Below are 24,861 nucleotides of genomic sequence, written 5' to 3'. Positions count from 1 at the left end.
CTATGCTATCTGACTAAAAATATATCCTTGGTAGGCAAAAAATGCGACCAGCAACATGCCTCCTTCTATCCTGTTGATGCGTCTGGCACCACGAAAGTTCAAACTCATGGCGATTAGCACTATGGTCGCGGCGATCATCACCAGGGCGTCGCGATTGGCCGCTGCCGGGTCAATCACTGCGGGGTTGAGAATACCGGCAATGGAAAGCACGGCAAGGATATTAAATAGGTTTGAACCGACGATATTGCCCAGGGCCAGGTCGTCTTCGTTCTTCAACACGCCGGCAACACAAGCGGCGAGCTCGGGCAAACTGGTGCCGATGGCGATGATGGTGAGGCCGATTACCAGGTCGCTAAGGCCGAAGAACTGGGCAATTTCCACCGCCGAAGAAACGATAAAATGCGAGCTGAGTGGCAGTAAGATTATACCTACTACCAGCCACAGGGAGGCGGTTTTGGTGCTTACGCCTTTCGGAATTTCATCACAGGCTTCGCTGACAAAGGGGTCGTCCTGGTTATTCTTTTGCTGACGTGAAATAACGATAAGAAAGACGATAAAGGCAACAAAGCCGGCTAGTAGCAACCAACCTTCTATGCCGGAAAAATAGTTGTCGGTAAACATATACCAGGCGGCAAGCGAGACCACTAATACCAGCGGCATTTCGCGTTTAAGCGTGACTGAAGACACCGATAGCGGTCGCAATAGGGCGGTGATGCCAAGCACCAGGAGGATATTGGTAATGTTTGAGCCCACCGCATTACCGACAGCAGTATCGGTTTTATCGGCCAGCGCCGCCGACGCTGAAACCATCATTTCTGGAGCAGATGAACCCATGGCGACCACGGTTAAGCCTATGATTAAAGCTGGAACGCCAAGGTTACGCGCCAAGGCTGCGGCGCCAAAGACAAAGCGGTCGGCACTCCATACGAGAGCAACAAAACCGGCAACGAGAATGGCAAAAGAAGTGAGCATGAGAGCAAAGCCAATGAGTTAGAAAAAATACTGGCGCAAATAGTAACAAAAGCCGTTGTAATTGTGTAAAAAAACGCACGTAAATTGTCTCTATTACAGCTTTATTGATTGATCTTACAAATTTTTACAGATTCTTTTTTCCCTCGGGGCAAAAAAACTTTAAAATGCCGGGTCACATGATAGAAAAATAGTGGGAGAGCGACTTGTCGCAACCAATCGTTGAAATCAAGGATGTTACCTTCAAACGCGCGGAGCGCGTTATCTATCAGAATATGAGCCTAAACATTCCCAAGGGGAAAATCACTGCCATTATGGGTCCCAGTGGTATAGGTAAAACCACATTGTTGCGACTGATCGGCGGTCAGCTCAAACCCAATAGTGGCGATATTCTCTTTCAAGGTCAGAGCATTCCCAGCATGAATCGTGCAGCGTTATACAAGGCGCGCACGAAAATGAGCATGTTGTTCCAAAGTGGCGCCTTATTTACCGATATGTCGGTGTACGACAACATCGCTTTTCCACTGCGCGAGCATACCCAGTTAGGTGAAGATTTGATCCGCCTTATCGTCTTGATGAAGCTTCAAGCCGTGGGCTTACGTGGAGCCAAAGATCTTATGCCGGCGGAGCTTTCCGGTGGTATGGCTCGCCGTGCCGCTTTGGCACGAGCCATTGCCCTGGACCCGGAATTTATCATGTACGATGAGCCATTCGCCGGGCAAGACCCTATTTCCATGGGCGTGTTGGTGAAGCTGATTAAGTCGTTGAACAATGTGCTTGGCCTGTCGTCCTTGATCGTCACCCATGATGTGCCCGAGGTGATGAGCATTGCCGATCATGTGATTATCATTGCCGAAAAAGGAGTGATAGGCGAGGGCAGCCCGGATGAGCTACGCCAGCATGAATCGCCCTTGGTGCAGCAGTTTTTACAGGGCTTGTCCGATGGTCCTGTGCCATTTCATTTTGATGCTCAGCCTTATGAGCAGGAGTTATTGTCATAATGTCAGCTTTGCTCGAATTTTGGCAGCGTCTGGGGCATAAAACATTAAGTCGTTTTGCCTCTATGGGTCGTGCTACCTATATGCTGTTAGGTGCCTTGTTGAGCATGCCTAACTTTCGTAAGGGCACGCCGTTGCTGATCCGCCAACTCTACATGGTGGGTTTCTTATCCCTGATTATTATTGTGGTATCCGGTTTGTTTATCGGCATGGTACTGGCCCTGCAAGGTCATACCGTGCTGGTCGATTATGGTGCCGAAGACAGCCTAGGGCCCTTGGTCGCCCTGAGTCTGTTACGTGAGCTAGGCCCTGTGGTCACCGCCTTGTTGTTTGCCGGGCGTGCCGGTAGTGCGCTCACCGCAGAAATAGGCTTAATGAAGGCCACAGAGCAGCTCACCAGCTTAGAAATGATGGCCGTGGACCCTTTGAAGCGCGTGATTGCACCGCGTTTTTGGGCGGGCATGATCAGTATGCCGGCATTGGCATTAATTTTCTCTGCGGTGGCCATTTTAGGGGCGCACCTGGTGGGCGTTGACTGGCTTGGCGTCGACCGCGGTAGTTTCTGGTCGATTATGCAGGCTCAGGTTTCGTTTGAGAAAGATATCCTCAACGGCATCATAAAAAGTTGTGTCTTTGCCCTGCTGGTTACCTGGATAGCCCTGTACAAGGGTTATGACTGTGTCCCCACTTCGGAAGGGATTAGCAAAGCGACAACGGAAACCGTTGTCCATTCTTCACTGGCCGTGCTTGGCTTCGATTTTATTTTGACCGCCCTGATGTTTGGCGGCTAAAGGATTAACACCATGAATTCGAGAAAAATTGAAATTTTGGTCGGCTTATTTGTCTCTTTGGGCGTTGCCGCGTTCGTTATGCTGGCATTAAAAGTGGCCAACGCGGGCTTAACTGGTAGTAATGGTACTTATTCATTGCAGGCTAAGTTTGAAAATATAGGATCACTTAAAACCCGAGCACCAATCAAGGTGGGTGGGGTGGTGATTGGTCGCGTTGAAACGATTCAAGTGCACCCCAGTGAATTTGTACCCGTGGTCTATATGGCCATAGACAACGCGTACGAATGTAAGTTTTCCGATGCCACCTCGGTGTCGATTCTTACATCGGGGATTTTAGGCGAGCAATACCTGGGTCTTAACCCGGTTATAGCCAGCAACCAGGCGCAACAAACCTGTTTAGGCAAAGCCGTGGTCGAGTCACAAGAACAGAGCGATGAATTATCAATTGATGCCATCTTCGGCGTGCAGTCAAAAGCGTTAAAGGACGGCGATATGATCACCGATACCAAGTCGGCCTTGGTGTTGGAAGAGCTAATCGGCCAATTTCTATTCAATCAAGGTAGCGAGTAGTAGTTATGGAAAAGGTTTTTAGTTTTTTAGCAGGGTTGTTTTTGTTGCTAGCGCCTCAGGTGCACGCGACGGAAGTTGACTTAAGCGACCCGTACAAAATGGTGCGTCAGGTTGCTGATCAAACCTTTAAGCGCATTGAGCGTGACCAAAGCAAGATTACCGCCGATAAAGAATACCTTAAGGTGATCGTTGAAGAAGAGTTGCTGCCTTATATCGATTATAAGTATGCCTCTTACCGCGTGTTAGCGAGCTATATTCAAAAGGCTCGTAATATTGAAGACCCGCAAGAGAAAAAGCAGGCCATAGACAATATTAAGCGCTTTATGGAAGTGTTTAAGGATTACCTGGTTACCACCTATGCCGGTGTCTTTACGCAATATACCAACCAAACCGTGCTATTCGATAGCGCGAAGGATTTGGGTGATAACTCGGTCGTGGTGGTGAAAACCACGATTAAAGATCCGGGCAAGCCAGACATTGATATTGGCTTTAAAGTGCGTAAGGATAATAGCAATCAATGGCGCGCTTATGACATGATAGCGGAAGGCATTAGCTTGCTGGATGCCAAACAAAGTGAGCTGCATGGTATATTGCGCCAGGAAGGCATTGAACACGTTATTGATTTACTAGAGAAGAAAAGTAAACTGCCAGTTCAGTTTCGTGGTGAAGGTGGCAATGAGTAGCCTGACCTTATCACAACAAAGTGATGACCAATTTACGCTCAGTGGTGAATTATCCCGATATAGTGTCGCCGATAAGACCTTGGTACAGCGTCTGCTCGCCAGTAGCAGTGCAACGGTGGCGCTGGATTTAAAGGACGTGAGTCACGTTGATACCGCTGGGTTAGCTTGGTTATTAGACAGCTTGTCGCAACTTCGTAAGCAAGATAAAGAGTTGCGATTGCAGCATATCCCTGAGCAACTGCAAAAGTTGATGCAGTTAGGTCAGGTCGACAATATTTTTGAGTGAGAGTAATGCAGAGCAGTCAAGTTGAAGCTTTATTGAAAGAAGAGCTAGAGCTCGAAGAAGTAATCGTTAAAGTTGAAGGGACCCACTATCAGGTGATCGCCGTGGGTGACTGCTTCGACGGGTTAACCCCGGTCAAAAAACAGCAGTTAGTGTATAAGCCGCTGATGGAAAAAATTTCAGATGGCACCATTCACGCTGTTTCCATTCGTGCCTTTACGCCAGAACAGTGGCAGCGCGAACGCAAATTTATCCTACCGCAATAACAGGCACAGCAATGGATCATTTTATTATTCAAGGTGGCACGCCGCTTAGCGGTGAGGTGACCATTTCCGGGGCCAAAAATGCGGCCCTGCCCATTCTATTTGCAGCCTTGTTAGCCGACTCCAAGAGTTGCTTTAGCAATGTGCCCAAATTACGCGATATCAATACCACAGAAGCCCTGCTCAAAGAGCTGGGTGCAGAGGTATATTGGCAAGATGGTAACCTAATCGTAGATGGTGGTACCGTTGATAATATCCTAGCGCCCTATGAGTTGGTAAAGCAGATGCGCGCCTCGGTATTGGCCTTGGGTCCTTTGTTGGCCCGTTTTGGTAAGGCCCAGGTGTCATTGCCTGGTGGGTGTGCCATTGGTGCCCGTCCGGTTGACATCCATATTCAAGGCATGCGCCGCATGGGTGCCCAGATTGAAGTGGAAAATGGCTATATTCACGCCCAGGTTGATGGCCGCCTTCAAGGTGCGGAAATCTTTATGGATACCGTGAGCGTAGGCGCTACGGAAAACCTCCTAATGGCGGCGACTCTGGCTGAAGGTAAAACGGTATTGGAAAATGCTGCCCGTGAACCCGAGATCAGCGACCTGGCTAAATACCTGAACAACATGGGAGCCAAGATCAGTGGTGCCGGCACCAGCCGCATCGAGATCGAAGGGGTTGAACGCTTAGGTGGTTGCGAGCATGCCATCTTGCCCGATCGCATCGAAACCGGCACCTTCCTGGTGGCCGCGGCCATGGCCAAGGGCGATATCCTGTGTAAGAACACGGATTACATGAGCCTGGAACCGGTGATTGAGAAGCTACGCGAAGCCAATGCTCATATTGAGGTAACAGAGAATACAATTTATCTGGATATGCGTGATCGTGAACTAAAAGCGGTGAATATTAAAACCTTGCCGCACCCTGGTTTCCCGACCGACATGCAAGCTCAGTTTACCGCTTTAAACGTGGTTGCTAAGGGCAGTGCTACCATCACAGAGACTATCTTTGAAAACCGCTTTATGCACGTGCCTGAGCTGCAGCGCATGGGCGCAGACATTCGCCTAGAGGGGAACACCGCTATCTGTGGCGATACTCCTAAGCTCAGTGGTGCACAGGTGATGGCCACGGATCTGCGCGCCTCGGCCAGTTTGATCCTGACCGGTATTATCGCCGAAGGTGAAACCCGAGTTGACCGCATCTATCATGTTGATAGAGGTTATGAGCATATTGAAGATAAGCTGACTGCGTTAGGCGCCAACATCAAGCGCGTAAGCGAGTAACAGTAAAGAATAAAAAAAGCTGCCATCTGGCAGCTTTTTTTATATCAATAGCATTAATAAATGGGCATTACATCCGAGTTTCCAGCTCGGCCACGGTAACCGTGAGTTTATGTAGCTCGCCATCGCGGTAGAGCTCGACCTCAACCTCGGTGCCCGGGTTAGTATTGGCGACACGCTCCAGGCTTTGCTGGATATTACTCACCGAGTGGCCGCCCATACGAATCACGATATCCCCTTCCTTTATACCCGCCTGCCAAGCCGGTCCTAAGGGATCGAGCTTATTGATGCGCATGCCTGCAATGGCCATTTTATTATTGGTGACGTCGCGCCCTTGCTTATCGACGGCGGTTACGTCCATGCCCATATAACCGCGCACCACGCGGCCATAGCGGATCAGTTTATCCATCACATCCTTGGCCAAGGAGTAGGGCACCGCAAAAAAGATACCCTGAATATCCAGGTTACTGCGGGTCTTAAACTGGGCCGAGGTAATGCCAACCAGATCGCCGTGCGAGTTAACCAAGGCACCACCCGAGTTACCGACATTAATGGCGGCGTCCATTTGTAACAGACTTGAGTGTGAGCTGTCGGTGAGTCGCTGCTTACCCGTAGCACTGATGATGCCTTGAGTGATCGTTTGCCCAAGGTTTAATGGATTACCTATGGCCAGGACCACGTCACCAACCTGAGGTGAAAAGGTTTCATCGATGGGAATGGTAGGCAGGTTTTGTGCTGTTATCTTTAACAGCGCCAGGTCGGTCACCGTGTCAAAACCCACTAGTTGAACGTCGCTAAAGTGGCGGCCATCGCTAAGCATTACCATGATCACATCGGCGCTATTGATCACATGATAGTTGGTAAGAATATAGCCATCGGTGCTCATGAGCACGCCGGAGCCAATTTCCGACACCGTACTTTGCTGTTGCATATAGCGAGGTTGAGTGGAAATACGTTCGGAATAAACCGTGACCACGGCCGGTGCGGCGCGTTTTACGGCGGTAGCATAGCTCATATGCGAGCCGCTAAAGCCGTCGCTTGATAACAGTGGCAGTAGGGCATCCCGTAGCGAGGGCGTGGCCAACACCATAATAAAGGCGAGCCCCAGGCCGCTAAGCAACGGCACGAGCACAAATCTGATTTGTTTTAGCACGTGATTAATAATTATTATTAGTTTGTTGAGCTAACAATGATGGCACAGAAGTAACAACAGCGGCAAGGGCGCCGCTGTTGAATTGTAATAAGCAGAAGCTGTGCTTACTGAATGGGGGCGAAGAAGGTACTATTGCCGCGGCGTACTACCAGGACGATATTGCCTTGGATCTCGGCTATGGTGCTGCTTAGCTCGCGCACCGTCTCCACGCGCTGGCGATTCACCTGAGTGATGAGATCCCCTTCCTCTAAACCGATACGGGCGGCAACCGAGCGAGGGTCGACGCTATTGATAATCACGCCTTTGATGCCGTTACGCTTGCCAGACTCCAGCTCGGCACCCGCCAATGCCGGATGCACTTCTGCCGCTTCTTTGGCAATATCGCCGGCGGCAGCCAAGGTCACTTCCACTTCGATTTCATCGCCATCGCGATACAGGCCGATTTCTACTTCTTTACCTTCGCCCAGGGTGGCAATTTTGCCCTGTAACTCCTGGAAGCTGCGAATATCGTTACCGTTTACGCTGATGATCACGTCACCGGCCTTAATGCCCGCTTTTTCCGCAGCCGAGTCTTCGACCACGCGCTCAACCATGGCACCGCGCTTCACTTCGAGGTCCAGCGCTTCGGCATATCCGGCATCCAGGGTACGCCCAGAGATCCCCAATGAGCCACGGCGTACCTGGCCGAATTCGATGATCTGATCGACTAAATTTTTCATCATGTTTGAGGGAATGGCAAAGCCGATACCCACGTTGCCACCGGAGGCGCCAAGGATGGCGGTGTTGATACCGATAAGCTCACCCTTAAGGTTAACTAGGGCACCACCTGAGTTACCCTGGTTAATAGCGGCATCGGTTTGAATAAAGTCTTCGTATCCTTCGATATTCAGGCCGCTACGTCCTAGGGCACTGACGATGCCCGAGGTCACCGTATGGCTCAAGCCGAATGGGTTACCTATGGCGACGGAGAAGTCACCGACGCGTAGTTTGTCTGAGTCGGCGAGCTTAATTTCGGTTAGATCTTTTCCATCAATTTGCAATAAGGCAATGTCCGACTCCTTATCGGCACCGATCAGTTTGGCAGCAAACTCGCGACCGTCTTCTAAGGTCACCTGCATTTCTTCGGCGTCATCGATGACGTGGTTGTTGGTGACGATATAACCGTCATCAGCATCGATAATGACGCCCGAGCCTAAGCCACTAAAGGGGCGTTTTTGTGAACGAGGTTGCGGGCGACCGAAGAAAAAGTCAAACGGGTCGACACGGCCACGCACTTCCTTGGAGCCGGAAACACGAATGCTCACGACACCCGGGGTGACACGCTCTAGCATAGGCGCTAGGGTAGGGAGTTGCTGGCCATCAACGGCGACTGGTAATTTGGCCTCGGCAAGGCCGGGCTGCATAAAAAGGGTGGCCGACAAAATGGCGGCGCTAAGAACGGATAACTTCATTTTCATAGTATAGACAAACTCCAAAAGAGAGGGCTGCCAGGCAGCCCGGTACCTATAAAGCTATTTTCTATACTGACTATGGGGACGCTAAATTAGTTCCTCAAGGGTGTTACGAATGCTTATTTATCAAGCAGATTGTCTTTGTTCAACGTCCTTAGGCTCACCTCGAAACAGCCCGGATTCACCGGCCGCATAGTCGGTAGGTTGACTGTCGTGGACTATATTGCTTGAGTGGCGTTCAGGGCGCTGATTCAATGATGCCTGCAACTGCTCCGTGGTTTCTTTGGAGAAAAACGGCTGGCTATCATCGATATCTTTTTTGCTCAGCAATAAGTGGTCGCTTTGTTGTACGTGGTGAGCTAACTGCTCGTAGTTGTCTTTGAGCTTATTAATCAGTTTATTGGTGCTATCGAGGTGATCGGCGACATCCTGGCGATACTGCTCCAATTCACTTTGTGCTTTTTCAGCTTGCTGCTCCAATTCTTCCTGTTTAAAGCGTTTTTTTGTAAACCAGCCGCCAACAAAGAAGCTGCCTGCGGCAATAATGATTACTACCCCTATCCAAGTGATTGTGGACATAGATTTCCCCTTATGAAAACTTTCCTAGCCAAATATACGCTTTGTTATGAGCCGTGTTAAGATAGCGCGAAAATTTACCTCTATGTACGCCGTTACTATCATGACACCTTGGCAAAAATACCAACAAGACTTACAGCGTGACGACTTTCTCTATGATGCCGCTCAGGAAAATGCCGTAAGGCACCTGCAAAGGCTGTTCGATGATATGGTCGCGCAACCGCCAAAGCCGGCCGGTTTATTCGCAAGACTCTTCTCCAAGGATAGCACGAAGACCATTAAAGGGCTTTATTTTTGGGGTGGCGTTGGTCGTGGTAAGACCTACCTGGTAGATACCTTTTATGAAGCCTTGCCAACGACGCGTAAAATGCGGGTGCACTTTCACCGCTTTATGCACAGGGTTCATCATGAACTAAAACAATTACAAGATGTTAAGAACCCTCTTTTGGTGGTGGCAGATAAGCTTAAAAGTGAAACAGATATCATCTGTTTTGATGAGTTTTTCGTCCAGGACATCACCGATGCCATGCTTTTGGGCGGGTTAATGGAGGCCTTATTCGAGCGCGGCATTATACTGGTCGCAACATCGAATATCGTTCCCGATGAACTCTATAAGAACGGCTTGCAGCGGGCTCGCTTTTTGCCCGCTATCGAGTTGGTGAAGGCCAATACCGAGGTGGTGAACGTTGACTCCGGAGTCGATTACCGCTTGCGAACCCTGGAGCAGGCGGAGATCTTCCACAGTCCTTTGGACGAACAGGCAGATAAAAACCTCTACGCTTACTTTGAGCAACTGTCACCGGAGCCCGGACGCGCCGATGAAGAGATTGAAATTGAAGGGCGGATGATACGCACCCGTATGGTCAGTGATTGCATCGTGATGTTCGATTTTGAGCAGCTGTGTGAAAGTGCGCGCTCTCAGGTCGACTATATGGAAATTTCCCGTTTATATAACACAGTGCTGTTGGCCAATGTGAAGCAGATGGGTCAGCATAATGACGATGCGGCGCGACGTTTTATAGCTTTGGTTGATGAGTTCTATGAGCGTAATGTTACCTTGATCATCTCCGCCGAGGCGCCGATAGAGCAGCTTTATACGGATGGAAGACTGAATTTTGAGTTTAAGCGTTGTATCAGTCGCTTGCAGGAAATGCAGTCACACGAATATCTAAAACGCCCTCATTTGGCTTGATCCCAGCGGCGCTATTTTGCGCCGTTTAAAGACGCACAAAAAAACAGCGAAGCTGTGGTAATTCCAGATCTGCTTTGCTATACTCCCGCGCCTACCACTTGCCGTTCTACCTCGGTACGTTTAGCCACTACTGGGGGTTAAGTCTTAAACTCGAAGGGGTTGAAGCACATTTAATAGAGCAGCAGAAAGATTTCTGCTTGTGGTTTTATAATTGTAAACATTGGATTTTTATAAATGAAAACGTTTGTTGCTAAGCCAGAATCTGTAAAACGTGACTGGTACGTAGTTGACGCTGAAGGTAAAACTTTAGGTCGTATCGCTACTGAGATCGCTCGTCGCCTGCGCGGTAAGCATAAAGCTGAGTATACTCCTCACGTTGACACTGGTGACTACATCATCGTTATCAACGCGGAAAAAGTAACCGTAACTGGTAACAAGACTCAAGACAAAATGTACTACGCACACACTGGCTTCCCAGGTGGCCTTAAGTCTATCAACTTCGAGAAACTTCAAGCTAAAAAGCCTGAAATGATCATCGAAAAAGCTGTTAAAGGCATGCTTCCACGCGGTCCTCTTGGCCGTGCAATGTACCGTAAGCTTAAAGTTTACGCAGGTACCGAGCATAACCACGCTGCACAACAGCCTCAGGTTCTAGACATTTAAGGAGCACTAACTCATGGCAAATCAATACTACGGTACAGGTCGTCGTAAAAGTTCAAGTGCTCGCGTTTTCCTACGCCCAGGCACTGGCAACATCGTAATCAATCAACGTTCTATCGAAGAATATTTCGGTCGTGAAACTTCTCGCATGGTTGTTCGTCAGCCTCTAGAGCTAGTTGAAATGATTGAAAAGTTTGACCTTTACATCACTGTTGAAGGTGGTGGTACTACTGGTCAAGCTGGTGCTATCCGTCACGGTATCACTCGTGCGCTTATGGAGTTCGATGAGTCACTTCGTCCTACTCTACGTAAAGCTGGCTTTGTTACTCGCGACGCTCGTAAAGTTGAGCGTAAGAAAGTGGGTCTTAAGAAAGCACGTAAGAAAACACAGTTCTCGAAGCGTTAATTTATTACGTATCCAGAATTACAAAACCCGGCTTTGCCTCTGGCAAACCGGGTTTTTTATTGCCTGTGCTAGGCAAGGGTACAACTTCCTTCGCGTCGCCCGCGAATATTTCATAATTTCCCCCGATTTAATGCAAATCTAGCCGATAATCTTGAGAAAATTTTGCTACAATTGCCGGGCAAATAAACTAATGAAGTGATTTTAAACTATTTGCTGGCTGGACCTTGATCTTTATCAGCGTCGGCGGCGAGTGTTTGCGATAACATAGACGGCACTGCTTGATAATCGAATACGCTTTTTAACCCTGACTCAGCCGCTGAGTGGGTGCTTATTCGACTGTGAAACAGTGAATAACCTTGTTTTAATCAAGGCTTTTATTTATGATCGCTTCTATTTTGTAACTTCAAAAATTAACCTGCTGTAACTGATGTTCTCAATATAGCAAGTGTTGAGAATCATAGTGGAGATAAGTGGATGAGCAATGCGCCTGTAGACAACAGCCGACGCCGCTTTTTGACCATTGCTACCTCTGTTGTAGGTGGTGTGGGTGCGGTTGGAGCTGCTGTTCCTTTTATTGCGTCTTGGAACCCTAGTGAGAGAGCTAAATCTGCGGGTGCCCCCGTAGAAGTTGATATTTCTAAGCTAGAGCCAGGACAACTAATCCGTGTTGAATGGCGAGGCAAACCTGTTTGGGTTATCTCGCGTACGCCGGAAATGCTAGAACAACTTAAAGCTCACGAAGACAAACTTCGTGATCCTCAGTCTGATGAACCGCAACAGCCTGAGTTTGCTAAGAACGAATTCCGTTCCATCAAAGAAACTATCTTTGTGGCAGTGGGTATTTGTACTCACCTGGGTTGTTCTCCTAGCTTCCTACAAGGTGGCTTTGGTGAGAAAGTGGAAGGCACAGACGATGGTTTCTTCTGTCCATGTCATGGTTCTAAATTTGATATGGCCGGTCGTGTATTCCAGTCGGTTCCAGCTCCGCTAAACCTAGAGATCCCTCCTTATTACTTCATTGATGACACTACTATTCTAGTTGGTGGTGAGAAAGGCGAAGGGGCAGCATAATGTTTGGCAATATTATCAACTGGATTGATGAACGTATTCCCATGACTCGCGTCTGGAATATGCACATCGCACAATATCCCGCACCGAAAAACTTTAACTTCTGGTACTTCTTTGGCTCGCTAGCCATGTTAGTACTAGTAAACCAGATCGTTACAGGTATCTGGCTAACCATGAACTTCGTTCCTTCAGCCGAAGGTGCGTTTGCTTCCGTTGAATACATCATGCGTGACGTTGAATACGGCTGGTTGCTGCGTTATCTCCACTCTACCGGCGCCTCGGCGTTTTTCGTAGTGGTTTATTTGCACATGTTCCGTGGCATGATCTACGGTTCGTACCAGAAGCCGCGTGAGCTACTGTGGCTATTCGGTATGTTTATTTTCCTAGCGCTAATGGCCGAAGCCTTCATGGGGTATCTACTACCTTGGGGTCAGATGTCATTCTGGGGTGCGCAGGTAATTATCTCACTATTCGGTGCGATTCCGGTTATTGGTGACGACCTTACCCTGTGGATCCGTGGTGACTACGTAATCTCAGGTGCAACGCTTAACCGCTTCTTCGCACTACACGTAATCGCGCTACCACTTGTACTTGTTATCCTAGTGTTCTTGCACATTGTTGCTCTTCACGAAGTGGGTTCAAACAACCCTGACGGTGTTGAAATCAAGCGTAAGAAAGGCACAGTGGCCGAAGAAGACAAGCCTAAATTCAAGTTCCACGAGTACTACACCAACAAGAAAGATATTGTTGATGCGATTCCTTTCCACCCGTATTACACGGTGAAGGATATCGTTGGTGTGGTGGGTTTCTTAATCCTGTTCTGTTATGTGGTGTTCTTTGCGCCGGCGATGGGTGGTTTCTTCCTAGAAGCGCCAAACTTCGAAGCGGCTAACCCACTGAAGACGCCTGAGCACATCTTCCCTGTTTGGTACTTCACGCCTTTCTATGCGATTCTGCGTGCGATTCCAGACAAGCTAATGGGTGTAATCGCCATGGGTGCCTCAATTGTAGTGCTAGCACTTCTACCTTGGATTGACCGTGGTAAGGTACGCTCTATTCGCTACCGTTGTGGTTTCCACAAGCTGAACATTGCTCAGTTCGTTGTAACCTTCGTTATCCTTGGTTGGGTAGGTGCGACACCACAAACTGACTTCAAAACGATTTTGTCGCAGATTTGTACAGTTACTTACTTTATGTTCTTCGTGTTATTGTTCTTCTACTCTAAGAACGAGAAGACTAAGCCATTGCCAGAGAGGTTGACGAAGTGATGAAAAAACTAGTTATCGGTTTATTCGCATTGCTGCCAACGCTATCAATGGCAGCGGGTCCTTCGATGCCTTTGCAAGAAGCAAACATCGACCTGACGGACCAAGCATCATTACAACGCGGTGCTAAGCTATTTATGAACTACTGCCTTGGTTGTCATCAGATGCAGTACCAGCGTTATGAGCGTACTTTCCGCGATATCGGTATTCCTACCGATATCGGCCAGGAATCGCTTATTTTCGATGGTTCGAAAGTAGGTAGCCATATTAAAAATGCTATGGACAAAGATGACGCAGCTAAATGGTTTGGTGCTGCGCCACCGGATTTAACTCTGATTTCACGTGTTAAATCACCTGACTACATCTACACGTACTTAAAGTCGTTCTATAAAGATGAGTCGCGTCCATTTGGCGTAAACAACATCGTGTTTCCTTCTGTAGGTATGCCGCACGTTCTGCAAGAGCTGCAAGGTCTACCGACTCCTGTTATCGAGGAAGTGGAAGAACATGGTAAAACAGTAACGAAAGTGGTTGCGACCGAGACCGATGGTAGCGGTGAAATGAGCGTTGACGAGTACGACCAAGCTGCTCGTGACCTTGCTAATTTCATGGCCTACGTAGGTGAGCCGTCGCGATTAGATTCAGAGTCATTAGGTATCAAGGTAATTGGTTTCCTAATCATCCTCTTTATCTTTGCTTTCTTACTGAAGAAAGAATACTGGCGTGATGTTCATTAATTAGAATAATCAACCAGTTAACTCAATAGGGGCGCATGCCCCTATTGCCGTTTAAAGTCATTGCTGTGAATTTAGCCAGGCTAGGCACAAAGATGACGCAAAAAGTATGTTGTACTTTGTGATTTTTTAATGGAGGTAGGCATGGCCGTTGCTGCCAATAAACGCCCTGTAATGACGCTGTTTTCCGGCGCGAATTGTATGTACAGCCATCAAGTTCGTATTGTTTTGGCTGAGAAAGGGGTGAGCGTGGATATCCATTTGGCGGAGAAAGATAACCTGCCAGAAGCATTACACGAAATTAACCCATACGGTACAGTTCCTACTTTGATCGATCGTGAGCTAGGTTTATACCAGGCTAACATCATCATGGAATATTTGGATGAGCGCTTCCCGCACCCTCCATTAATGCCTGTATACCCTGTTATGCGTGGTCGCAGTCGCTTAATGATGCACCGCATTGAAACCGACTGGTATTCGCTAGCGGCGAAGATCATCAACGGTGGTAGCGATGCCGAGCAAGCGCGCAAAGAGTTGACCGAAGCATTATTAGCGGTAGCACCTATTTTCAATGAAGCACCATACTTTATGAGCGAAGAGTTCAGCTTGGTTGACTGTTACCTAGCGCCGCTATTATGGCGTTTACCTGAGCTTGGTATTGAGCTCAGCGGTGCAGGCAGCAAAGAGCTGAAAGAGTACATGATTCGCTTGTTCGAGCGTGAATCGTTCCAAGCATCATTGACTGAAGCAGAACGTGAGATCCGTCTCTAATGACACCTAACAGACCTTATCTGCTACGTGCCTTTTACGATTGGATAGTCGACAACCAGTGCACACCGCACCTGGTTGTTGATGCCGAGTTCGCTCAGGTGCAGGTGCCAACCCAGTTTGTGCAAGACGGACAAATTGTGTTGAACATTAGCCCGAGCGCCGTAACGCAATTTTCCATGGATAATCGAGCATTGACCTTTAACGCTCGCTTTGGTGGTCAGCCCATGCAGGTCTATGTGCCGATGGGAGCAGTGTTGGCCATCTATGCCAGGGAAAACGGCGAAGGCACCGTATTTACTCAAGAAGAGTTATACGAAGAGCAGGATCGTTCTGAAGCAGTACAATCAACTGCCGAGTCAGAGTCGCAACAACCGCAGACCGGGCTTGAGGCAATTGACAATCCAAACCCACAAGCAAGCCGTGATAACAGTCAGGACGACGGCAAAGGCAAAAAAGCGAATCACTTGAAAGTGATTAAGTAGCCTAATCATCTGCGGCAAAAATAACGATCCATGGTCTGGCACCGCATACAGCCCTGACTATGGATTGCTATTTAACTGACCGACCGCCCACTGTGATTATTTGCAGTATTATGCTTGAAAACAGGCATAAATTACTGAGATAATCTCCCCCTTGAATTTTGGGGCCAGTCGCGAGGCGGGGTTTTATTTCAAATTTTAGAGTTCGTTTGTACTAAAAGATATGGCTGAGAAACGTAATATATTTCTAGTAGGTCCTATGGGGGCCGGAAAGAGCACAATTGGTCGCCACATTGCAGACCAACTGCACCTTGAGTTTTATGACTCGGATAACGAAATCGAGCGCCGCACAGGTGCCGACATTGCTTGGGTGTTTGATATCGAAGGTGAAGATGGTTTCCGTCGTCGCGAAGAAGCGGTGATCACGGATCTAACCGAGCTTCAGGGTATCGTATTAGCAACAGGTGGTGGCTCAGTAGTCAGTAAAGAAGTACGCAACAAACTGTCTGCACGCGGTATCGTAGTATACCTTGAGACCCCAATTGAAAAACAAGTTGCTCGTACCCAGCGTGATAAACGTCGTCCTCTTCTGCAAACAGAAGAAGCGCCGCAACACGTATTGGAGCGTTTAGCCGAAGAGCGTAATCCGCTGTATCAAGAAATCGCCGACTTCGTTGTGCGTACCGATGAGCAGAGCGCAAAAGTCGTGGCTAACCAAATTATCGAGAAACTTAACTTCTAAATACCCAAGGAGAATTGCGCATGCTGGAACTCAATGTTGAACTCGGTGAGCGCAGTTATCCCATCTTTATTGGTAACAAGTTAATGTCCGATGGCGCCCGCCTGCAGCAATATGTAGGCGAGCGACGGGCTGTGATTGTTACCAATGAAACCATCGCTCCCTTATACCTCGACACCCTTCTTGCCAGCCTGGCAGTAAAAGAGCCCCTAGTATTCGTGCTCCCCGACGGCGAGCAATACAAGACGCTAGAATCGTTTGAACGCCTTAATGCCTTTTTACTAGAGCATAATTGCGGCCGCGATACGGTTTTACTAGCCCTGGGTGGCGGAGTAGTCGGTGATCTGACCGGCTTTGTGGCCGCCTGTTATCAACGTGGTGTGCCCTTTGTGCAGATCCCCACGACCTTGTTATCCCAGGTTGATTCATCCGTGGGCGGAAAAACCGCGGTTAATCACCCTCTGGGCAAGAATATGATCGGCGCCTTTTATCAGCCGCAGGCGGTATTTATCGATACCGCTGCGCTTGCCACCTTGCCAGCCAAAGAGTTTGCCGCCGGAATGGCCGAGGTGATTAAGTACGGCCTGATCTATGACCTTGAGTTGTTTGAATTGCTTGAGCGCAACGTGGAAGAAATCAAGGCCTTGGACGCCCAGCTATTACCGCGGGTGATCCAGCGTTGCTGTGCCATAAAGGCGGAAATCGTCGCGGCGGACGAAAAGGAAGCAGGGCTCAGGGCTCTGCTGAACTTGGGCCATACCTTCGGTCATGCCATCGAGGCGGAAATGGGCTACGGTACCTGGCTTCATGGCGAAGCGGTTGCGGTCGGCATGGTGCTGGCGGCGCAATTGGCGCATAGCCGTGGCAAGCTCAGTGCGGCCGAGGTTAAGCGTATTATTGCGCTGTTGAAAGCCTATGACTTACCGGTGCAGATACCCGATGAGATGACCCCTGCGCAGTTTATTGCCCATATGCGTAAGGATAAGAAAAACAAAGCCGGACGCATTCGCTTTATTCTTCCTAGCCAGTTTGGCCGATGTGAGCTGGTCGATGATGTAAGCGACGCCGAGCTAGAGACACTGCTCGCACGCTAATGCAATCGCCCATTTTGCCATCACGGGCGGCGCTAGCGAAGCGTATCGCCTTACAGTTCAGCTATGGACAAAACCTTATTCACTTGGTGGGTGGCAGTGGCCTAGGAAAAAGCTACCTGCTGGAGCATTTCGTTACCGATCACTACGAGTCATTTCATAAGGCCTATATTCAAGTTACGGCACAGAGCCGTGACGAGCAGTTGCAAACCCAGTTGCTTGAGCATAGCTTTGCATCGCCCCTGATAGACCTGGATCTGCCGCTGCGCGAGAACTTTTTTCGTCTGCTTAAAGAGCAGGGCGAGCGACCACTTTTATGGGTGTTCGATAATGCCAAGCAGCTGTCGGAGGAATTTATCGCCGAGCTGCACTATTTGGCCAAAACGGCACCGGGAACCCTGTATATCCTCTGCGCCTCATCCCAAGGAGGGCTGCTGAGCGGGGCCATAGATATTCATCTGGAGCCCTTATCGGAGCAAGAAAGCGAGCGCCTGCTGGGCTATTTTTATGCGCAGTTGCCCCGTCGCGAAGATCCAATTTTTGCCGAGTTCTTACGTCAATGTGGTGGGAATCCGGCATTGTTACTGCAATGGCAAAGCGAGCAGCAAATGCCGGCGCAAACAGCGAAAACCTCTTTATGGTGGCGGCTGGGCCCAGCGCTGCTGGTGTTACTGATACTGGTTATTAGTTTGGGCTATCGCTATTGGCCAGATGCCACACAGGATTCGCTGCAGCCCGTCGAGCTGTTGGCCGACAGTCAGGTATCTCCACAGGTTGTGGCTGCTGCGCCTTTGCAGAGTTCAGCGTCAATGAATACCGCAAAACCCGAACACGTCGCCGTGCAGCTAGACGACACCTCGAGTGATAAGGATGGTGCCAGTTACAATGATGCTGCTGCCGTCCTGTTGGCATTAGAGAGCTCGGAACCACGCATTCCAAGCTTAGATGACAAGGCCGCAGAGATGGATACCGAGCCTAAAGCCGCCATGGCTGAGCAGCCCTTTGATCATCAATGGTACCTTAATCAGGATGAAAAATTATGGGTGTGGCAGTTGACCATCATGTCGCAACCACAACAAATAGCAGCCTATATTCACCGATATGGATTAGCGGGCGAGGTGCACCATTATTATCGTGCCGATAAAGGCTGGCATGTTGTGACTTGGGCACAGGCCGTGGCCAAAGATGAGTTGACCCCTCAGTTAGCGGTAATACGCGCAAAAATCGAGGCGGCCCAGCCCTATGCCAAACAAATAGCGCAGATAAAAGCGGAGATAAACTCGCAACAGGCCCCAGAATTGCGGTAGAATTTGGCGTTAATCCAGTTACCCTGGGTAATACATATGCTATCACTGGGAAGTGAGATAATAATTAACCTCAATAGATGAGCTAGTAGAATAGATGCAAAAGAAAACCCGTGCTTTCCTGAAATGGGCGGGCGGCAAATACAGTTTGGTCGAAGATATCGCTAAGCGTTTGGATCAAGCCCAGGAGCTCACCGGCAGCTCTGCATCTACGCTCGTTGAACCCTTTGTTGGTGCCGGCTCGGTGTTTCTTAATACCAATTTTAAGCACTATGTACTTAATGATATTAATGCCGATCTAATCAACCTCTACAAAGAATTAGCGCATGCTCCTGATGAGTTTATTAGCGACGCGCGTAAGCTGTTTACCGAACTCAACAATGACGCCGATGTGTATTATGGCTTGCGAGCACGCTTTAACGAAAGCCGTGATGCCTATGAGCGCGCTATTTTATTCCTCTATATGAACCGCCATGGCTACAATGGCTTGTGTCGCTATAACCTAAAAGGCATTTTTAATGTGCCCTTTGGTAAGTATAAAAAGCCCTATTTCCCTGAAGCGGAAATGTACTTTTTTGCCGAAAAGGCGCAGCTGGCTACCTTTACCTGTTTAAGCTATCGCGAGGTTTTTGCCTCATTACCGCAAGATGCCGTGGTGTATTGCGATCCACCCTATGTACCGCTCAGTAAAACAGCCTCCTTTACCAGTTATGCCAAAGGCGGTTTTAATCTGGACGATCAGGCTAATCTGGCCAACCTGGCTGAATACGCCGCCGGTACCCAGAAAACCTCGGTGCTGATTTCCAATCACGATACGCTGTGGACACGAAAGATCTACGAGCAGGCGGATATTGATGTGTTGCGGGTAAAGCGCACCATTAGTCCCAAAGGCAATGGCCGCAATAAGGTGAGCGAATTGATGGCAATGTATTTATCCGGTCGCCAATACCAGTTGAACCAAGCCAAACACGGCTAAGACAAAGAGAATAAACAGCACTATGGCGAGGGCGATGATAACCTTGGGGTTATGATTGCTAAAGTCTTGTTGACGTTTGGCGTCGCTTTGTACACCAAAGAAAGCCGCGACCACAGTTTGAATTTGTGACCACATGATAGCCTCTGCTTAGTAGGAGCTGCTGGAGAATTGCCGTGCGTTTTCTTTGTTGTCGCTACGGCTGAGTAACTCCAACAAGTCTAAATAATGAAACTGGGCACTGCGGCTATCGCCTGCAAACCAAGAAAACCAGGATTGTTCACCCTCGGGGCTAGCGCAATCTTGCGTGCGCTCACCAAACGCATTTGTGTCGCAAATGCATTGGCTGTATGAGTCAGAGTTTATTGAGGAGCCAGATTGGATACCATAGGTGCCAACAATGACAGCAGCAGAAGTAACGCCTGCTAACAACGTATGTTTTTTCAGCCCTAACAACATATCCCTCTCCGATCCTTAAGTAGTCCCTAGAGCTTACTCAAAGTTGTACAAAAAAACAACTGAACTTTTAGAAATAATCAAGCTTTTTACTTTAAAAACAAGGGTGTAATGTTTATTTTATGTTAACGAAATGGCGTTAACTTTTTGTTTCTAAATAATTCGCCTGAATCTAGCTATTCCTACGCAAATATAAACATACGCTAACATCCGCGAGTATTTTTCGTTAAAGTATAGGCCCCGTTCAAAGGAGCAGTATTATGAAAGACTACCTGATCGCGCCCTCGATCCTTTCCGCCGACTTTGCCCGTCTTGGTGAAGACGTAGAGCGTGTTATTTCGGCCGGTGCCGATGTTGTGCATTTTGATGTGATGGATAATCACTATGTGCCTAATTTGACGTTCGGCCCCATGGTTTGTAAGGCACTCAGAGATTACGGTATCACCGCACCGATAGATGTGCACCTAATGGTTAAGCCGGTCGACAGCCTGATCCCCGAATTTGCCAAGGCCGGTGCCAGCATTATTACCTTCCATCCCGAGGCCAGCGAACATGTGGATCGTACCCTTGCCTTGATCAAAGAGCATGGCTGTCAGGCTGGTCTGGTATTTAATCCGGCGACGCCGCTGCATATTATTGAGCATGTGATCGATAAGCTAGATGTTATTTTGTTGATGTCGGTTAACCCGGGATTTGGCGGTCAGAGCTTTATTCCCCATACCCTGGAAAAGCTTAAGCAGGTACGCGCCATGATCGATGCCAGTGGTCGTGATATTCGTCTTGAGGTAGATGGTGGCGTGAAGGTAGATAACATTGCCGAAGTGGCGGCCGCCGGTGCCGACATGTTTGTGGCCGGCTCTGCTATTTTCAACCAGCCCGACTATCAGGTGGTGATCGAGCAAATGCGCGATGAATTAGCCAAGGTTGCCCAGTGAAATATCAAGCGCTGATATTTGATCTCGATGGCACCCTGGTCGACAGCGTGCCGGACATGTACATGGCGGTGAACTTAATGCTCACCGACCTGGCCCGTCCGGTGATCTCTCACGCCATGGTCAGCCAGTTTGTCGGTAATGGCATAGAGCAGCTTGTGGTGCGCTCGCTTAGCGGTGATATGGAGCCTAACCCGCTGCTAACGGAGCAGGAAATTAGCCGTGCCAATGACCTGTTCTGCAAACATTATCTTGAAGTTTTGGGGCAGTATTCGCAGCTTTATCCTCATGTGGAAACCGTGTTGGCGGCCTTTGCCGCAACGCCCAAGGCGGTAGTCACCAACAAGGCCCGCCGCTTTACCGAGGCGTTATTGCAACAGTTGGGGATTGCCAGTCATTTTCAGGCGGTTGTCTGTGGCGATGACGGCGAGAAAAAGCCGTCGCCAGAACCCCTGCTTAAGGCCTGCCAACAGTTGGGGGCTGAACCGTCTCAGTGTCTGATGATCGGCGACTCGAAATCGGATCTATTGGCGGCACAGGCAGCGGCCATGGATGCCTTGGCGCTGAGCGGCGGTTATCATCAGGGCGAGGATCTGCGCCAGTACAATCCACAGTACCTCTGTGACCAATTCTTAGATATAATCACCGCCATTAATCGATAAGCAATAAAGGAACATCATGAGTAAACCAGTAGTGTTAAGCGGCATTCAGCCAACAGGTGGTATGACAATCGGCAATTATGTTGGCGCCATTAACCAGTGGCTTAGCTTACAAGAGCATCATGAAAGTTACTTTATGCTGGTTGACCTCCATGCCATCACTATCCGCCAGGAGCCTGAAGTACTGCGCTCTCGCGTGCTAGACGGCGTGGCTCTTTATGCGGCCTGTGGTATCGACCCGGAAAAGGCGGCGTTATTTGTACAATCTCAGGTGCCAGAGCATGCACAACTGGCCTGGGTATTGAACTGTTACGCGCAAATGGGCGAGCTTAACCGCATGACTCAGTTCAAGGATAAGTCGGCCAAACATGCCAATAACGTCAATGTGGGCTTATTTGCTTACCCGGTATTGCAGGCCGCCGATATCCTCCTGTATCAAGCGGATCAAGTGCCTGTGGGCGAAGACCAGAAGCAGCATCTGGAGCTGACACGGGATATCGCTACGCGTTTTAATAACCTCTATGGTGAGGTATTTAAGCTGCCTGAGCCCTATATTCCAGAGCTTGGTGCGCGGGTAATGAGTCTGCAGGATCCGTTGAAGAAGATGTCAAAGTCGGATGAAAATCCAAATGGTTACATCATGCTTCTGGACGAGCCGAAGAAGATCGAGAAAAAGCTGAAAAAAGCGGTGACCGATTCTGACGAGCAAGCGCGTATTTATTTTGACCGCGAAGAAAAGCCGGGTGTATCTAACTTGTTGACCTTACTGTCTGTGGCAACCAAACGTTCTATCGATGACTTGGTACCTGAATACGAAGACAAGATGTATGGTCACCTGAAGAAGGACACCGCCGATGCCGTGGTGGCGATGATCGAGCCGATTCAACAGCGCTTTAAAGAGATCCGTGCTGATCAGGCGTTATTGGACCAAATCATGCGCAGCGGCGCCGAGAAGGCCAGAGCGAAAGCCGCGCCTACATTGAAGGCGGTGTACGATGCTCTTGGCTTTATTCCGCGCCCCTAACGGTTAGGGCTGCAATAGAGAAAACCAAAGCCAAGCATCAAGAATGCTTGGCTTTTTAGTGGAAGATTCCATGTTATTAATGATCGACAATTACGACTCATTTACCTTTAACTTGGTGCAGTATTTCCAGCGTCTTGACCAGGAGGTGCTGGTAAAGCGCAACGATGAGCTTTCCCTGGCCGATATTCAAGCGCTTAAACCCGATCATATCGTTCTTTCTCCCGGGCCATGCAGCCCCAATGAAGCGGGTATTTGCCTCGATGTGGTGCGCCGTTTCCAAGGTATTATTCCCATCCTTGGCGTTTGTCTGGGTCATCAGACTATAGCTCAGGCCCTAGGGGCTCAGGTGGTGCGCGCCAAGCAGGTAATGCATGGCAAAACCTCGATGATCCGTACCTCGCAACAGGGTGTTTTCACCGAGCTAGGTGAGCGTATTGAGGTATGCCGTTATCACTCCCTGGTGGTGGCACCGGAGAGTTTGCCTGCCGAGTTACAAATTACCGCCTGGACCGAGGATGAGCAGGGTGCGATGGATGAAATCATGGGGTTACTGCATACCGACAAGGCATTAGAAGGGATTCAGTTCCATCCGGAAGCCATTTTAACGGCGCACGGGTTAGACATGCTAAAACAATTTATCGACGCTCATTAACGATCAGTTCATGGAAACGCACGCTCAGCAAGTCAGTCAGCACATCCGCGCCTTAGAGCGACGCGGTAATGATCTATTGCTTGGGCATGCGTTTGCCCAACGGCAACTGGGTTTGAGCACAGCCACGACTGGTCATTCGAGTGAACCCCTGTTGCAGCGCACCTTGCTGGCGGTGGAGCAGGTTGCTTTAGCGCAGCGGCAAAAAGCCAGCTCAAAGTTAGAGCTGTTGCGTGCAAAGGTGAGTACTAACTTACACTCCCTAATCGAAACAGAAATTGAGTCGCAGCTCGATGAACTCGATCACCTCTACACCGAGGTGCTGGGCATAGATGATGCAACGGTGGCGCTTATTGATCTGCTCGCCAGCAAGAGCGTCAGCATTAACCGCCTAGAGCCCCTGGTAAAACACCTAAGCTGGTTGGCGCGGGACCTAGTCACCTTGGTAAACCAGTCGCACCTTCGCCAGGACGGTAATGAGCGCGCGGTGAAAATTGATACACCGGCACTGGCATTGCGCTATTTGGGCCTGGAAAAACTGAAGTGGATCCTGCCCAAATCTGCCCTGCGCCATTGGCTTCCTCATAGCAGTGAACCCTTTCCCTTGCTGAAGCGCAAGCTCGGCGAAGCGGCCTTGAGCCGCGCTACCTGTGCGTTTGAACTGGCCGAACTGGAGCAGCAAGATACCTACACCGCCTATGTTGGCGCCCTCTTGATGGAGCTGGGACGGGTGGCGCTGACGCGGATTTATCTGCGTATCTTTCAGCAGGTTTGGCAACATCAGGTGACTCTGGCCCACGGTGAAGGTAAAAAAGCCCTGCACGATGCGCTGCTCATCCTGGAGCCCGATCCCCATTACTTACGTAACCTATTTTGCGAGCGGGCCCTTGAGGTTACTCGACGCTTAATCGAAAAGATGGGCTTAGAGCACCTCAACCTTAACGCCGTGTTTGATGACATTGCCCTGGCGGAACCGCATCAGCTTAGTGGTGTGGCTAAGACCTTAGTGCAGGCCGATGGCTATTGTCAGACGCATTGGTTGCAGCAACATCAATTACTTGCAGCCGATGAGCGGCAGTTATGGTTTAGCTACCTTGACCTTAAAAATCCTCAACTAAAGTGCTTATCGACTATTAATTTTGGCGGTGTGGCCCAGCAAATTGACGCAAAATAGGCCGCTACTGAAAATATTTTGTAAATTTTTTACGTATATTCATTCAAATGCCGTTCAGTATGCCCTTTGACGGCCGTAACTCGTGCCATATGGCTTCCCCCTCAATCGAGCTAAAATAGTTATTCACTCAAGGTGAAAATCTACCCTCAATGCCTGTATTTACGCGGTCTGCATGAAAGCTTTGCATGAGACTTTATGGCCTTTTTCTGAAATAATAAGGGTATTCATGTAGTGCTTTGTCCGTCGCCACTAAGGCGGATTTCATAGCCTTGTTAAG

Annotated in this window: 30 protein-coding genes; 24 read left to right on the top strand and 6 right to left on the bottom strand. The window is 49.1% G+C overall.

What is annotated here, in order from left to right; genetic code table 11:
- Positions 1 to 972 (bottom strand): calcium/sodium antiporter, encoded by a 972-nt coding sequence (locus tag C2M29_RS01350; protein ID WP_105188005.1) that lies wholly within the window; start codon positions 970 to 972, stop codon positions 1 to 3.
- A gap of 203 nt (positions 973 to 1,175) precedes the next feature.
- Here C2M29_RS01350 and C2M29_RS01345 point away from each other — a divergent pair, with 203 nt between their 5' ends.
- The 7 genes from C2M29_RS01345 to murA are packed head-to-tail and all read left to right on the top strand — an operon-like array spanning position 1,176 to position 5,831.
- The gene (locus C2M29_RS01345) at positions 1,176 to 1,970 is read left to right on the top strand and encodes an ATP-binding cassette domain-containing protein (protein ID WP_105188004.1); all 795 of its coding nucleotides are present in this window, start codon (positions 1,176 to 1,178) and stop codon (positions 1,968 to 1,970) included.
- Positions 1,970 to 2,758 carry a lipid asymmetry maintenance ABC transporter permease subunit MlaE gene (gene mlaE / locus C2M29_RS01340; protein WP_442792525.1) on the top strand — a complete coding sequence of 263 codons (789 nt, stop codon included), beginning with the start codon at positions 1,970 to 1,972 and terminating at the stop codon, positions 2,756 to 2,758. Before C2M29_RS01345 ends, mlaE begins: the two co-directional genes overlap by 1 nt.
- 12 nt (positions 2,759 to 2,770) lie before the next feature.
- Positions 2,771 to 3,328, top strand: a complete 558-nt coding sequence (gene mlaD / locus C2M29_RS01335; RefSeq protein WP_105188003.1) for an outer membrane lipid asymmetry maintenance protein MlaD — start codon at positions 2,771 to 2,773, stop codon at positions 3,326 to 3,328.
- Positions 3,329 to 3,333: 5 nt separating this feature from the next.
- Positions 3,334 to 4,011 carry an MlaC/ttg2D family ABC transporter substrate-binding protein gene (locus C2M29_RS01330; protein WP_105188002.1) on the top strand — a complete coding sequence of 226 codons (678 nt, stop codon included), beginning with the start codon at positions 3,334 to 3,336 and terminating at the stop codon, positions 4,009 to 4,011.
- Complete coding sequence (locus C2M29_RS01325) at positions 4,004 to 4,297, top strand: STAS domain-containing protein (RefSeq protein WP_105188001.1); 294 nt, start codon at positions 4,004 to 4,006, stop codon at positions 4,295 to 4,297. Before C2M29_RS01330 ends, C2M29_RS01325 begins: the two co-directional genes overlap by 8 nt.
- A gap of 5 nt (positions 4,298 to 4,302) precedes the next feature.
- Positions 4,303 to 4,560 carry a BolA family protein gene (locus C2M29_RS01320; RefSeq protein WP_105188000.1) on the top strand — a complete coding sequence of 86 codons (258 nt, stop codon included), beginning with the start codon at positions 4,303 to 4,305 and terminating at the stop codon, positions 4,558 to 4,560.
- Between the two features lie 11 nt (positions 4,561 to 4,571).
- A complete protein-coding gene (murA, locus tag C2M29_RS01315; protein ID WP_105187999.1) occupies positions 4,572 to 5,831 on the top strand; it encodes a UDP-N-acetylglucosamine 1-carboxyvinyltransferase in 1,260 nt (419 codons plus the stop codon).
- Between the two features lie 67 nt (positions 5,832 to 5,898).
- Here the strand turns inward: murA and C2M29_RS01310 are convergent, their stop codons facing one another.
- The 3 genes from C2M29_RS01310 to C2M29_RS01300 all read right to left on the bottom strand — a co-directional run bounded on the left by C2M29_RS01310 (position 5,899) and on the right by C2M29_RS01300 (position 9,011).
- The gene (locus tag C2M29_RS01310; protein ID WP_105187998.1) at positions 5,899 to 6,981 is read right to left on the bottom strand and encodes a trypsin-like peptidase domain-containing protein; all 1,083 of its coding nucleotides are present in this window, start codon (positions 6,979 to 6,981) and stop codon (positions 5,899 to 5,901) included.
- A gap of 104 nt (positions 6,982 to 7,085) precedes the next feature.
- Positions 7,086 to 8,438 carry a DegQ family serine endoprotease gene (locus C2M29_RS01305; RefSeq protein ID WP_105187997.1) on the bottom strand — a complete coding sequence of 451 codons (1,353 nt, stop codon included), beginning with the start codon at positions 8,436 to 8,438 and terminating at the stop codon, positions 7,086 to 7,088.
- Between the two features lie 120 nt (positions 8,439 to 8,558).
- Complete coding sequence (locus C2M29_RS01300) at positions 8,559 to 9,011, bottom strand: YhcB family protein (RefSeq protein WP_105187996.1); 453 nt, start codon at positions 9,009 to 9,011, stop codon at positions 8,559 to 8,561.
- 100 nt (positions 9,012 to 9,111) lie between these two features.
- Between C2M29_RS01300 and zapE the strand changes: the two genes are divergently transcribed.
- From zapE to C2M29_RS01240, 12 genes are all read left to right on the top strand, one after another.
- A complete protein-coding gene (gene zapE, locus C2M29_RS01295; RefSeq protein WP_105188102.1) occupies positions 9,112 to 10,200 on the top strand; it encodes a cell division protein ZapE in 1,089 nt (362 codons plus the stop codon).
- A 234-nt stretch (positions 10,201 to 10,434) separates the two neighbouring features.
- Positions 10,435 to 10,863 carry a 50S ribosomal protein L13 gene (rplM, locus tag C2M29_RS01290; protein WP_105187995.1) on the top strand — a complete coding sequence of 143 codons (429 nt, stop codon included), beginning with the start codon at positions 10,435 to 10,437 and terminating at the stop codon, positions 10,861 to 10,863.
- 13 nt (positions 10,864 to 10,876) lie between these two features.
- Entirely contained in the window at positions 10,877 to 11,266 is a 390-nt protein-coding gene (gene rpsI, locus C2M29_RS01285) for a 30S ribosomal protein S9 (RefSeq protein ID WP_105187994.1), read from the top strand.
- Between the two features lie 474 nt (positions 11,267 to 11,740).
- Positions 11,741 to 12,337, top strand: coding sequence for a ubiquinol-cytochrome c reductase iron-sulfur subunit (gene petA, locus C2M29_RS01280; protein WP_105187993.1), 597 nt, complete (start codon positions 11,741 to 11,743; stop codon positions 12,335 to 12,337).
- On the top strand, positions 12,337 to 13,602 hold the full coding sequence (locus C2M29_RS01275) for a cytochrome b (protein WP_105187992.1): 1,266 nt from the start codon (positions 12,337 to 12,339) through the stop codon (positions 13,600 to 13,602). Before petA ends, C2M29_RS01275 begins: the two co-directional genes overlap by 1 nt.
- On the top strand, positions 13,599 to 14,336 hold the full coding sequence (locus C2M29_RS01270) for a cytochrome c1 (protein ID WP_105187991.1): 738 nt from the start codon (positions 13,599 to 13,601) through the stop codon (positions 14,334 to 14,336). The genes C2M29_RS01275 and C2M29_RS01270 overlap by 4 nt, the downstream gene beginning before the upstream one ends.
- A 141-nt stretch (positions 14,337 to 14,477) precedes the next feature.
- Complete coding sequence (gene sspA / locus C2M29_RS01265) at positions 14,478 to 15,104, top strand: stringent starvation protein SspA (RefSeq protein ID WP_105187990.1); 627 nt, start codon at positions 14,478 to 14,480, stop codon at positions 15,102 to 15,104.
- Complete coding sequence (locus C2M29_RS01260) at positions 15,104 to 15,586, top strand: ClpXP protease specificity-enhancing factor (RefSeq protein ID WP_105187989.1); 483 nt, start codon at positions 15,104 to 15,106, stop codon at positions 15,584 to 15,586. The genes sspA and C2M29_RS01260 overlap by 1 nt, the downstream gene beginning before the upstream one ends.
- A gap of 220 nt (positions 15,587 to 15,806) precedes the next feature.
- Positions 15,807 to 16,325, top strand: a complete 519-nt coding sequence (gene aroK / locus C2M29_RS01255; RefSeq protein WP_105187988.1) for a shikimate kinase AroK — start codon at positions 15,807 to 15,809, stop codon at positions 16,323 to 16,325.
- 20 nt (positions 16,326 to 16,345) lie between these two features.
- Complete coding sequence (gene aroB, locus C2M29_RS01250) at positions 16,346 to 17,416, top strand: 3-dehydroquinate synthase (RefSeq protein WP_105187987.1); 1,071 nt, start codon at positions 16,346 to 16,348, stop codon at positions 17,414 to 17,416.
- Positions 17,416 to 18,720 (top strand): AAA family ATPase, encoded by a 1,305-nt coding sequence (locus C2M29_RS01245; RefSeq protein WP_105187986.1) that lies wholly within the window; start codon positions 17,416 to 17,418, stop codon positions 18,718 to 18,720. Before aroB ends, C2M29_RS01245 begins: the two co-directional genes overlap by 1 nt.
- Before the next feature lie 94 nt (positions 18,721 to 18,814).
- On the top strand, positions 18,815 to 19,693 hold the full coding sequence (locus C2M29_RS01240) for a Dam family site-specific DNA-(adenine-N6)-methyltransferase (protein WP_105187985.1): 879 nt from the start codon (positions 18,815 to 18,817) through the stop codon (positions 19,691 to 19,693).
- Here the strand turns inward: C2M29_RS01240 and C2M29_RS01235 are convergent.
- Both C2M29_RS01235 and C2M29_RS01230 read right to left on the bottom strand, forming a co-directional pair.
- Positions 19,649 to 19,828, bottom strand: coding sequence for a DUF2970 domain-containing protein (locus tag C2M29_RS01235; RefSeq protein WP_105187984.1), 180 nt, complete (start codon positions 19,826 to 19,828; stop codon positions 19,649 to 19,651). The genes C2M29_RS01240 and C2M29_RS01235 overlap by 45 nt on opposite strands.
- Positions 19,829 to 19,840: 12 nt before the next feature.
- Positions 19,841 to 20,149, bottom strand: a complete 309-nt coding sequence (locus C2M29_RS01230) for a hypothetical protein (protein WP_105187983.1) — start codon at positions 20,147 to 20,149, stop codon at positions 19,841 to 19,843.
- 257 nt (positions 20,150 to 20,406) lie between these two features.
- Here C2M29_RS01230 and rpe point away from each other — a divergent pair, with 257 nt between their 5' ends.
- The 5 genes from rpe to C2M29_RS01205 all read left to right on the top strand — a co-directional run bounded on the left by rpe (position 20,407) and on the right by C2M29_RS01205 (position 24,584).
- Positions 20,407 to 21,081: a ribulose-phosphate 3-epimerase gene (rpe, locus tag C2M29_RS01225; protein WP_105187982.1), complete on the top strand. Its 675-nt coding sequence runs from the start codon at positions 20,407 to 20,409 to the stop codon at positions 21,079 to 21,081.
- On the top strand, positions 21,078 to 21,740 hold the full coding sequence (locus C2M29_RS01220) for an HAD-IA family hydrolase (RefSeq protein ID WP_105187981.1): 663 nt from the start codon (positions 21,078 to 21,080) through the stop codon (positions 21,738 to 21,740). The genes rpe and C2M29_RS01220 overlap by 4 nt, the downstream gene beginning before the upstream one ends.
- A 16-nt stretch (positions 21,741 to 21,756) precedes the next feature.
- Positions 21,757 to 22,761, top strand: a complete 1,005-nt coding sequence (gene trpS, locus C2M29_RS01215) for a tryptophan--tRNA ligase (protein WP_105187980.1) — start codon at positions 21,757 to 21,759, stop codon at positions 22,759 to 22,761.
- Between the two features lie 70 nt (positions 22,762 to 22,831).
- The gene (locus C2M29_RS01210) at positions 22,832 to 23,413 is read left to right on the top strand and encodes an anthranilate synthase component II (RefSeq protein WP_105188101.1); all 582 of its coding nucleotides are present in this window, start codon (positions 22,832 to 22,834) and stop codon (positions 23,411 to 23,413) included.
- 10 nt (positions 23,414 to 23,423) lie between these two features.
- Positions 23,424 to 24,584, top strand: coding sequence for an HDOD domain-containing protein (locus C2M29_RS01205; RefSeq protein WP_105187979.1), 1,161 nt, complete (start codon positions 23,424 to 23,426; stop codon positions 24,582 to 24,584).
- The last annotated feature ends 277 nt before the right edge of the window (positions 24,585 to 24,861 follow it).

Origin of the sequence: Pseudoalteromonas sp. T1lg48, from assembly GCF_002964785.1 — a bacterium.
Lineage (GTDB): Bacteria > Pseudomonadota > Gammaproteobacteria > Enterobacterales > Alteromonadaceae > Pseudoalteromonas.
Note: the sequence above shows the minus strand (reverse complement) of the source record. Positions and strands in the feature narration are given on the sequence as shown.

Coding starts and splice junctions, on each gene's coding strand:
- C2M29_RS01240 (WP_105187985.1), top strand. CDS start 18,815: ATGCAAAAGAAAACCCGTGCTTTCCTGAAATGGGCGGGCGGCAAATAC.
- C2M29_RS01230 (WP_105187983.1), bottom strand. CDS start 20,149: ATGTTGTTAGGGCTGAAAAAACATACGTTGTTAGCAGGCGTTACTTCT.
- C2M29_RS01320 (WP_105188000.1), top strand. CDS start 4,303: ATGCAGAGCAGTCAAGTTGAAGCTTTATTGAAAGAAGAGCTAGAGCTC.
- murA (WP_105187999.1), top strand. CDS start 4,572: ATGGATCATTTTATTATTCAAGGTGGCACGCCGCTTAGCGGTGAGGTG.
- zapE (WP_105188102.1), top strand. CDS start 9,112: ATGACACCTTGGCAAAAATACCAACAAGACTTACAGCGTGACGACTTT.
- C2M29_RS01350 (WP_105188005.1), bottom strand. CDS start 972: ATGCTCACTTCTTTTGCCATTCTCGTTGCCGGTTTTGTTGCTCTCGTA.
- rpsI (WP_105187994.1), top strand. CDS start 10,877: ATGGCAAATCAATACTACGGTACAGGTCGTCGTAAAAGTTCAAGTGCT.
- rplM (WP_105187995.1), top strand. CDS start 10,435: ATGAAAACGTTTGTTGCTAAGCCAGAATCTGTAAAACGTGACTGGTAC.
- aroB (WP_105187987.1), top strand. CDS start 16,346: ATGCTGGAACTCAATGTTGAACTCGGTGAGCGCAGTTATCCCATCTTT.
- C2M29_RS01260 (WP_105187989.1), top strand. CDS start 15,104: ATGACACCTAACAGACCTTATCTGCTACGTGCCTTTTACGATTGGATA.
- sspA (WP_105187990.1), top strand. CDS start 14,478: ATGGCCGTTGCTGCCAATAAACGCCCTGTAATGACGCTGTTTTCCGGC.
- trpS (WP_105187980.1), top strand. CDS start 21,757: ATGAGTAAACCAGTAGTGTTAAGCGGCATTCAGCCAACAGGTGGTATG.
- C2M29_RS01205 (WP_105187979.1), top strand. CDS start 23,424: ATGGAAACGCACGCTCAGCAAGTCAGTCAGCACATCCGCGCCTTAGAG.
- C2M29_RS01245 (WP_105187986.1), top strand. CDS start 17,416: ATGCAATCGCCCATTTTGCCATCACGGGCGGCGCTAGCGAAGCGTATC.
- C2M29_RS01275 (WP_105187992.1), top strand. CDS start 12,337: ATGTTTGGCAATATTATCAACTGGATTGATGAACGTATTCCCATGACT.
- C2M29_RS01305 (WP_105187997.1), bottom strand. CDS start 8,438: ATGAAAATGAAGTTATCCGTTCTTAGCGCCGCCATTTTGTCGGCCACC.
- mlaD (WP_105188003.1), top strand. CDS start 2,771: ATGAATTCGAGAAAAATTGAAATTTTGGTCGGCTTATTTGTCTCTTTG.
- aroK (WP_105187988.1), top strand. CDS start 15,807: ATGGCTGAGAAACGTAATATATTTCTAGTAGGTCCTATGGGGGCCGGA.
- C2M29_RS01330 (WP_105188002.1), top strand. CDS start 3,334: ATGGAAAAGGTTTTTAGTTTTTTAGCAGGGTTGTTTTTGTTGCTAGCG.
- C2M29_RS01325 (WP_105188001.1), top strand. CDS start 4,004: ATGAGTAGCCTGACCTTATCACAACAAAGTGATGACCAATTTACGCTC.
- C2M29_RS01235 (WP_105187984.1), bottom strand. CDS start 19,828: ATGTGGTCACAAATTCAAACTGTGGTCGCGGCTTTCTTTGGTGTACAA.
- C2M29_RS01210 (WP_105188101.1), top strand. CDS start 22,832: ATGTTATTAATGATCGACAATTACGACTCATTTACCTTTAACTTGGTG.
- C2M29_RS01300 (WP_105187996.1), bottom strand. CDS start 9,011: ATGTCCACAATCACTTGGATAGGGGTAGTAATCATTATTGCCGCAGGC.
- mlaE (WP_442792525.1), top strand. CDS start 1,970: ATGTCAGCTTTGCTCGAATTTTGGCAGCGTCTGGGGCATAAAACATTA.
- rpe (WP_105187982.1), top strand. CDS start 20,407: ATGAAAGACTACCTGATCGCGCCCTCGATCCTTTCCGCCGACTTTGCC.
- petA (WP_105187993.1), top strand. CDS start 11,741: ATGAGCAATGCGCCTGTAGACAACAGCCGACGCCGCTTTTTGACCATT.